This is a genomic window from Staphylococcus sp. EG-SA-2, from assembly GCF_017152085.1.
This window is the reverse complement of record NZ_JACYHC010000371.1, coordinates 1-6,826: the sequence shown is the minus strand read 5'-3', so window position 1 is coordinate 6,826 and position 6,826 is coordinate 1. Positions and strand designations below refer to the sequence as shown.

Genomic DNA, 6,826 nt, shown 5'->3' with positions numbered 1-6,826 from the left:
TGGCATCTTTTGTTTTACCTGAATGGTGTATGTCATAAATCTTTTCGATATAACTTCTTAAACTGCTATCATCACCGTCTTGCCATTGACGTGTCTTAAAATTAGTATTCCATGGCACTTTCCCTAAACATTCAATTTGTTTCGTAAATTCGTTAAAGGCTATTTTTCCTTTTAAATTTGGATCATTACGCAATATAATTTCTATATTTGGGATACTAGCTTTGAAAGTACCTTTCGAAGTAATTTCTAACGTCTCAGACCATGCATCATCGCTATTTTCTATTTCATCGAAATCCTGCATTGCATCAGACATTTTGTCATTAATTAATTGCTTTTTAACAACCTCATCATTTTGCGCTCTTTGCTGCATTGCTTTATAACTAGGTAGTCGATTAACCGGAGTATCTGTTTTAGTTTCTTCATCTTGAGCACCATATAAGTGTATGCGTACTAAATCAAAACTGTTCACAAGCATACCGCTTACGGGATCCGTATTATGATGAGAATAGGCAAACTTGTTATTTTCGTATAACACCAATCCACCTGCAGTTGAACCTTCATGATAGGTATAACGGTTAGTAGAATGTTTTTCGTATAAATCAGGAATAAAAGTTTCTATAGCTTCTTCTATCGTATAGGCTCTACAAAATGCACCAACAATTCCCGGCTTTTCTTCTGGGTCGCCTTGCTTATCTGCTAATCTTTTAGTCTTACTCTCTTCCCTTGAAGACGTTGGCCATTCTAATGTGTCAGTCCAATCAACATATTCATTTAATATTTTATCTGGGTCTAACAAAGGTAAATCTTCATAGGTAAAGAAAAATTCCGCATCGTTACTAGTTGAAGGCCAATACATTAACCTATGTGGTTGATAAGTTGTATCATCGAAGTAATCCATGCCAACGATATCTGCGACTTTACGCCCAATAGCTTCATACTCATCTGCATTTACATTTCGTTTTAAAGGAATCACTAAACGCAGTCTTGGACTTATCTCTCTATGCTTATGTGTTGAATATAAACAATATGCAAAATCATAAAACATAGATAATATGTCAGTCATATCTTGGGCTGCATAATCGATATCAAGTGTTAGCATTGAACGATTCATGACTTGACCAGCACGTCGTTTGCCTTCTTTTAAATATCCGCCGACAAATCCGCCAACGTCTTTTATATCTGCTTGTTCATACTTAGACATTTTATTGTACTCAGTTAAATCTTCTTTAGTTCTAACTGTTTGTGCTAGCTTCTGCATAAAGTCAGACCAAGCCATATTGTGATTAGTCCAATGTGTAGATAAACGACTAGCAGCATAAGAATATGAGACATCACGATCATATTTAATTGTTTCTATTTGAGTGACTTTGTCTAACATGTTCGGCTCCTTTCATTATTTTAGATAGAGTAGAGAAGCCAACGCCTCTCTTTAGCTTTTGAATCTTTTTCTAATTCGTTCAACTTCATTTTCATAATCTTCTAAACCTTCAACACCATTATTTTTTACTAACTGCTTGAAAAGATAAGCATTCATATACTCCAATGCTTCTATGGTTTTCATCTTATGAGAAATGCTACTTAACAAGATCAATAAAAATATAGATAAAACAATTGAAATGACAATCCACATATTTACAACACCTCCAGTGCTATTGCTAAACACATTAATATAATTAATTCAAAAATGATAATAGCTATTACCATGAAACTTCAGCTCTGATTTTTTCAAAATCACTCGGCGCTTCTACATCATCATTAGCCGTCATCATAATATATACTTGCTCAGTTACATACTTACCTAGCTCATACATTGCTAGTAAGAATAATAATCTTAATATTTGCTTAATCATTTCCCACACTCCCTTATATTTTCAAACAACTGACCTAATTTAATAACTGCACCCCTTTTAACTTGTGCCTCGTACTTCTCTTTCGCTTCTTCTTTACTCTCCGCCTCAACAACTGTAAACGTCTGATTATCTCTAGCAGCAGTAAAATGTTCATGTGGTAGTCCTGATGAATCTTTGAATGTTGTGACTAAGTATTGTGTCACTTCCCCAAAACCTCCTTGACTCGATCTAAGATGTCTTTACACGTATCCTTTCCCTGCGTCTGCTGTTCCATCTTGTCTTTCATGATTCCTTTTCATTTTCTTTTTGTATGCGTCAATGAGTTGGTCGATAGAATAGTAAGTATTGGCGTACAAAAACGGCATTATTAAAACTTGTACAATGCTATTATCAATACCTTTTACAAATTGTTCTGTTAGCGTATGCATTACATGAACAAAATAAACTGAATGTAGTTTAGGTAAAGTAACTTCATTTTCAATCAAATCAACCATAACCTCAGTAGTCTCTTCCAAATCTTCTTCATCAACAATAGTCAGAGTTAATTGCAAACTGAAAGCTAAGTAATCAGCAATCTCATCTAATTGTGTATCTAATGGCTTACCTGGTTGTTTCTTCCAATTTTTAAAAAACTCAAGTGTGTTAACCCACTCCGCAAATTCAATAATCATACTAGCTACTGTGTCATTTAAATTTCTAGTCGGTATTCTATCGTCGAACTTCTTTTGTATTTGTAATAACTCTTGTAACTGATCAATTGTTAACGTGTTAGTCATTATTCTTTCTCCTTATTTTTCATTTTTTTAACCGATCTTCTAGTTTGTTTTTTTAATAATTTAGCAATGTTAATCCCCGTTTTGGTTAATTCTGCATTTTCATAAAACAAATTGTTATTAATCATCATCTGTAATGTCGAATAAGTGATCATCGCTAAATTTTCAATTCTAAAATCTTTTTTATTTCCGTTCAAAAAGATTACTGCGTGTTTTGGTGGTATTTCGCCATAATATTTTTCCCAAACATAGTGATGATATAATTTCCAGTTATTTCTTTGATTATTAGTTTTGTTGTCTACTTTTATTAAAACGTATCCGTGTTGACCTAATTTTTTAGAACCTATAGGCTTGTGAAGATGTCCATGTGCTTGCCTAGATCCGTATGGCGACACACCACTTTTTACACCTAAACGGTTCATCTTAGCATTGATAGCATTCTTGCTTATATTCGTACCAAATTTGTTATTAAACATATCTCTAACATCTTTTAAGTAACGACCCTTATAAATAGATTTCACATAATCAATGTGTTTCTGTTCCCACTTAAACCTCATTTTTTATTCTCCAACATTTCAGGTAATTGATTGTTCAAGTCTAAACTTTCATCTTTAAATTTGTGTGCCTGTAAAATCAAATTACCGTTTTTAACAATACTTCTCGCTACATCAGAGATGACTTTAGCTCTTTGCAATTCTTCTTGGAGTTCATCACCTTTTATTTCTTCGTCATTAAGCCTCTCGAGTTGTGCAAATAAATGGTTATTTAAATCAACTAAAGTGTTTTTAGTCATTTTCCTGCTCCTCCTCATATTTATAGACCACTTGCCCCGTCATAATCCCTACTGCTTCATCAAGACCAATATCTTCTTTGAGTGCATCTTGCATAGCATTAGGTAAACCCTCAAGTATTTCATCAAACGCTTGCGCTTTCTTATACACGTCTTCAATCTCTTTTAGTAATCCCTCTGTGTCATTGCCGTTGTATGCGCTAGCACTTATAACGGACTGTTCAATTAGAGTTAGTACAAAGATTTTTATATTGTTCATCTGATAAGGTGAACGTCATCTCATAACCTCCAATAGCATCTCATTTTCAAAAATATTTCCAACAATTTCAATAATATCGTCATTTTCACTTAGTAATTCAGTTACATTGCTAAAAGTTATATAAAAGGCTCCTTCTTTAAACTCGATAAAACTTACTTCTCTCGAATAACAATCTTGAACAATATCCCCTTCATAAATCTCCACACCGTGCACATCTTTAAATCCTGTGTATTGTAATAGTTTTACTTCATTGAAACTTTTATAACCTGTTGAAATCAAAATGTACCCACTATTAAAATCGATTTCGTCAATAATACTCATAACTTTTTTATCTTTATCCCAAGCTTTAAATTTCAACATCATACTAGCAACTCCCCATCTTTCCAGATTAACGTCATAGTTAGGTCATCGTTTAAGATGTAGAATGCTTTGGTAGGCACACATCTGCCATATAAACATTCTTTTATACTAGTGTTCTCATATAGTGTAGAGTTATAGTCTCCTTCTTGAATCTCGAATAATTCAATCAACCTATCAACCTTAGTCTCTTCTGTGATATCTTCTTCAAATTCGACTTCAAAAGTATCATCAGCTGATACAAAACCTTTTATGATACAATTTCTTCCGTCATAAAGAGAGAAGCACTTATAATCAATATCACTCTTGGTTTGTGGATAAAAATTTCTTCCTGTTGCTAATCCAGGGTTATCCCATGCCCACTTAATTAATTCATCTAGTCTCATTTCTTTTTTTACTTTGATTTTCATTGTTATATCTCCTCTTGAATAGTGAATTTATCGTTAATTGATACGTATCCAGTCACATTACATAAGATGCTATCAACATCAAAAGTCACACAACAGTTGCGTTCAACATCGTTTGAATAGAATCTTTTATTACCTGATAACTTGGGGTTATCCCAAGCCCATTGGATAAGTTCAGGCAAGTTCACTTCTTTTTCAATTTTGATTTTCATCATTTCCATCTCCTCTAAAATAAAGTTAGTTGCTTCTGCTCCTCGTATTCCAAACCATGTTGCTTTATATATGTTTCAAGCTCTTCCGCTGTATCAAATGTCTTTTTCACACCTTGCCAACCTGGTACGATATGTCCGTGAAAGTAATAAGTGCCGTTTACTACATGGATATGTGCCACTCGTTCGTTATCCTGATACAGATATCTCTTAGATCCAAAGAATTGATTTAGGTATTCTTTACGCGCGCTATCTGTCATGGTCATCACTCCTTTTAACAATTAGGCAGACCAAACGACATGCATTCGTCGTATAGCTCTTCATTACTTATGCTTGCCTTATAGTTTTCAATCACATTGCTAACTTCTTTATGACTCATTGCTTTAACTTGTTCGTCTGTATATTTTTCGCAGTCTTCTAATTCCAGTTGCTCCTGTAATGACATCACATATTCAACTTGTCTTTGGGTTGCCATCGTTAACCCTCCCACAAGTCAAAAGCTCTTTGGACGTAAAACTTCGCCTTTGCTAAATCCTCATGACCATTCTTTAACGGTGCTCTAGACAAGTATTTGATTGCATTACCTATTGCGAATGCTAGTTGAGGTGGATACTGTGCCGTAACCTGTTCGATAAAATCTATAATTTCAATGTCGCCGTATGTGTAGTGCGCTGGTTGCTTAACATTGTCTTGCGCTTCGTTCATATCTACTTTTCTGTTACTGATTACGCTCATTATGCTTCACTCCATTTCTTGAACATTTGGTTATAAGTGACATCGAACCAGTACGGATCACGTGAATGTTTTTGTGGCGTTCCATCATAAAGCCATGGTCTTAATCTTCTCTTTCTTTCCTGTTCATATTCCGCTCTCACATTTCGTTGGTATCGGTTCAAAATCGCTTTTTTTCTGATTTTTTCTCTCCCTTTTTCTTCATCTTTTATTTGACTCTTCATATATTCAACTTCTTCTTTAGATTTTGAGTCCTTTCTTCCACACAATAATTCATCGCCGCGCATTTTATGTTTGTATCTATATCTAAGAAGTTCTGGAGATATATGATATTTTTCTGAAACTTCTCTCAATGTCATTAGTTTTCCTTTAATACGCACTCTTATAACTTTTCTTCTAGCCATCATTCCACCTCTAAATCTAAAACCTTGATATTTATAACGTTATATTTTAATAGTTCACCTGGATTATTAAATAAATAGTCCGCCAAATTTTCTTTTTCTTTATCAATCTGATTGTAATTAACACTTTCGACTTCTGTAGGAATTCTAATGTCAACAGAAGCATTGATATAAGCTTGATGTTGCATGCAATCACACTCCTAATCCTTCATATAAAACGGAGAAGTAAACCCGTCACTATTCAAATTCAATCCTTTTGCCCAATCAACAGGCTTATTCATGATAGTTTCGATTTCCTTAAGTCCATTTGAACCTCTAGGTATTTCTACAATTACTTCATCATGGACATGGCCAACTATTTTAAAACCTAATGCTTCAAGCCTTGCTATAGAAATCGCAAGTAAATCCCTTGCAGTTGCTTGAACAATATTCTCGACTAACTTCCCACCATACGTTTTTAACTTTGACCATTTACGGTTAAGATCTAACCCCATAAATTCAACAACTTGACTACCCCAACTATTTTCACCAACTAAAGCTTTTGGATAAGCTAAAGCTCTTCCACTAGGCAGTTCAATCATTAGAAAACCTTTTTTCATATAAAATCTAAGTCCATGTGTATGATGCGTCTTTCGGGATTTTACAGTATTAATTGCAGCCTCTTGGCAAGCCTTCCAAAAATTAACTATGTTAGGATTTGCGTTACGCCAACTATCAACTAAACCTTGTAACTCGTTTTCTTCAATGCCCATTTCCAATGCACCCATTGCTTTTAAAGCTCCAGCGCCACCTTGATAGCCTAAAGCTAATTCGGACACTTTTCCTTTTTGTCTGAGAGGGTCGCCTTTAGTTATGCTTTCTACCGGTACATTAAACATTTGAGAAGCCGATGCTTCATATATCTTTCCGTGTGTGTTGAATACATCTAAACGCCATTGTTCTTTTGCATACCATGCTATGACTCTTGCCTCTATTGCAGAAAAATCACTTACTGCTAGTTCATTACCTTCTTCAGCAGTAAATGTCGTCCTAACTAATTGACTTAATA

At 34.4% G+C, this 6,826-nt stretch carries 16 protein-coding genes and 1 pseudogene; all 17 read right to left on the bottom strand.

Going from position 1 to position 6,826, the window contains the following annotated elements; genetic code table 11:
- Window positions 1–1,378: pseudogene (locus IDG60_RS03530) on the bottom strand (virulence-associated E family protein); the annotation flags it as partial.
- Between the two features lie 51 nt (window positions 1,379–1,429).
- Entirely contained in the window at window positions 1,430–1,630 is a 201-nt protein-coding gene (locus tag IDG60_RS03525; RefSeq protein ID WP_000265258.1) for a DUF1514 family protein, read from the bottom strand.
- A 67-nt stretch (window positions 1,631–1,697) separates the two neighbouring features.
- Window positions 1,698–1,850 (bottom strand): transcriptional activator RinB, encoded by a 153-nt coding sequence (gene rinB, locus IDG60_RS03520; RefSeq protein ID WP_000595260.1) that lies wholly within the window; start codon window positions 1,848–1,850, stop codon window positions 1,698–1,700.
- Window positions 1,847–2,053 carry a DUF1381 domain-containing protein gene (locus IDG60_RS03515; RefSeq protein ID WP_000195760.1) on the bottom strand — a complete coding sequence of 69 codons (207 nt, stop codon included), beginning with the start codon at window positions 2,051–2,053 and terminating at the stop codon, window positions 1,847–1,849. Before IDG60_RS03515 ends, rinB begins: the two co-directional genes overlap by 4 nt.
- Window positions 2,054–2,089: 36 nt before the next feature.
- Window positions 2,090–2,626: a dUTPase gene (locus tag IDG60_RS03510; protein WP_000185690.1), complete on the bottom strand. Its 537-nt coding sequence runs from the start codon at window positions 2,624–2,626 to the stop codon at window positions 2,090–2,092.
- Entirely contained in the window at window positions 2,626–3,180 is a 555-nt protein-coding gene (locus tag IDG60_RS03505) for an HNH endonuclease signature motif containing protein (protein ID WP_001211404.1), read from the bottom strand. The genes IDG60_RS03510 and IDG60_RS03505 overlap by 1 nt, the downstream gene beginning before the upstream one ends.
- Window positions 3,177–3,416: a hypothetical protein gene (locus IDG60_RS03500; RefSeq protein WP_000164995.1), complete on the bottom strand. Its 240-nt coding sequence runs from the start codon at window positions 3,414–3,416 to the stop codon at window positions 3,177–3,179. The genes IDG60_RS03505 and IDG60_RS03500 overlap by 4 nt, the downstream gene beginning before the upstream one ends.
- Entirely contained in the window at window positions 3,409–3,672 is a 264-nt protein-coding gene (locus tag IDG60_RS03495; protein WP_031764762.1) for a DUF1024 family protein, read from the bottom strand. Before IDG60_RS03495 ends, IDG60_RS03500 begins: the two co-directional genes overlap by 8 nt.
- Window positions 3,673–3,687: 15 nt before the next feature.
- Window positions 3,688–4,035: a YopX family protein gene (locus IDG60_RS03490; protein WP_000979209.1), complete on the bottom strand. Its 348-nt coding sequence runs from the start codon at window positions 4,033–4,035 to the stop codon at window positions 3,688–3,690.
- Window positions 4,032–4,439 (bottom strand): hypothetical protein, encoded by a 408-nt coding sequence (locus IDG60_RS03485; RefSeq protein ID WP_000695770.1) that lies wholly within the window; start codon window positions 4,437–4,439, stop codon window positions 4,032–4,034. The genes IDG60_RS03490 and IDG60_RS03485 overlap by 4 nt, the downstream gene beginning before the upstream one ends.
- A gap of 2 nt (window positions 4,440–4,441) precedes the next feature.
- Entirely contained in the window at window positions 4,442–4,648 is a 207-nt protein-coding gene (locus IDG60_RS03480) for a hypothetical protein (RefSeq protein ID WP_000693993.1), read from the bottom strand.
- Between the two features lie 14 nt (window positions 4,649–4,662).
- Window positions 4,663–4,911, bottom strand: coding sequence for a phi PVL orf 51-like protein (locus IDG60_RS03475; RefSeq protein WP_000178883.1), 249 nt, complete (start codon window positions 4,909–4,911; stop codon window positions 4,663–4,665).
- Window positions 4,912–4,919: 8 nt separating this feature from the next.
- Window positions 4,920–5,120 (bottom strand): hypothetical protein, encoded by a 201-nt coding sequence (locus tag IDG60_RS03470; protein ID WP_000235381.1) that lies wholly within the window; start codon window positions 5,118–5,120, stop codon window positions 4,920–4,922.
- 2 nt (window positions 5,121–5,122) lie between these two features.
- A complete protein-coding gene (locus IDG60_RS03465; protein WP_000111488.1) occupies window positions 5,123–5,380 on the bottom strand; it encodes a DUF3310 domain-containing protein in 258 nt (85 codons plus the stop codon).
- Complete coding sequence (locus IDG60_RS03460; protein WP_000113981.1) at window positions 5,380–5,781, bottom strand: SA1788 family PVL leukocidin-associated protein; 402 nt, start codon at window positions 5,779–5,781, stop codon at window positions 5,380–5,382. Before IDG60_RS03460 ends, IDG60_RS03465 begins: the two co-directional genes overlap by 1 nt.
- Window positions 5,781–5,966, bottom strand: coding sequence for a DUF3113 family protein (locus IDG60_RS03455; RefSeq protein WP_001164629.1), 186 nt, complete (start codon window positions 5,964–5,966; stop codon window positions 5,781–5,783). Before IDG60_RS03455 ends, IDG60_RS03460 begins: the two co-directional genes overlap by 1 nt.
- Before the next feature lie 12 nt (window positions 5,967–5,978).
- Window positions 5,979–6,826: DNA polymerase (locus tag IDG60_RS03450; protein WP_241013333.1), on the bottom strand; the 848-nt coding region annotated here is incomplete at its 5' end.

Bases quoted from the DNA above. Each gene is read 5' to 3' on its own strand.
- IDG60_RS03525 (WP_000265258.1), bottom strand. From the start codon at position 1,630: ATGTGGATTGTCATTTCAATTGTTTTATCTATATTTTTATTGATCTTG.
- rinB (WP_000595260.1), bottom strand. From the start codon at position 1,850: ATGATTAAGCAAATATTAAGATTATTATTCTTACTAGCAATGTATGAG.
- IDG60_RS03510 (WP_000185690.1), bottom strand. From the start codon at position 2,626: ATGACTAACACGTTAACAATTGATCAGTTACAAGAGTTATTACAAATA.
- IDG60_RS03505 (WP_001211404.1), bottom strand. From the start codon at position 3,180: ATGAGGTTTAAGTGGGAACAGAAACACATTGATTATGTGAAATCTATT.
- IDG60_RS03500 (WP_000164995.1), bottom strand. From the start codon at position 3,416: ATGACTAAAAACACTTTAGTTGATTTAAATAACCATTTATTTGCACAA.
- IDG60_RS03495 (WP_031764762.1), bottom strand. From the start codon at position 3,672: ATGAACAATATAAAAATCTTTGTACTAACTCTAATTGAACAGTCCGTT.
- IDG60_RS03490 (WP_000979209.1), bottom strand. From the start codon at position 4,035: ATGATGTTGAAATTTAAAGCTTGGGATAAAGATAAAAAAGTTATGAGT.
- IDG60_RS03485 (WP_000695770.1), bottom strand. From the start codon at position 4,439: ATGAAAATCAAAGTAAAAAAAGAAATGAGACTAGATGAATTAATTAAG.
- IDG60_RS03480 (WP_000693993.1), bottom strand. From the start codon at position 4,648: ATGAAAATCAAAATTGAAAAAGAAGTGAACTTGCCTGAACTTATCCAA.
- IDG60_RS03475 (WP_000178883.1), bottom strand. From the start codon at position 4,911: ATGACCATGACAGATAGCGCGCGTAAAGAATACCTAAATCAATTCTTT.
- IDG60_RS03470 (WP_000235381.1), bottom strand. From the start codon at position 5,120: ATGGCAACCCAAAGACAAGTTGAATATGTGATGTCATTACAGGAGCAA.
- IDG60_RS03465 (WP_000111488.1), bottom strand. From the start codon at position 5,380: ATGAGCGTAATCAGTAACAGAAAAGTAGATATGAACGAAGCGCAAGAC.
- IDG60_RS03460 (WP_000113981.1), bottom strand. From the start codon at position 5,781: ATGGCTAGAAGAAAAGTTATAAGAGTGCGTATTAAAGGAAAACTAATG.
- IDG60_RS03455 (WP_001164629.1), bottom strand. From the start codon at position 5,966: ATGCAACATCAAGCTTATATCAATGCTTCTGTTGACATTAGAATTCCT.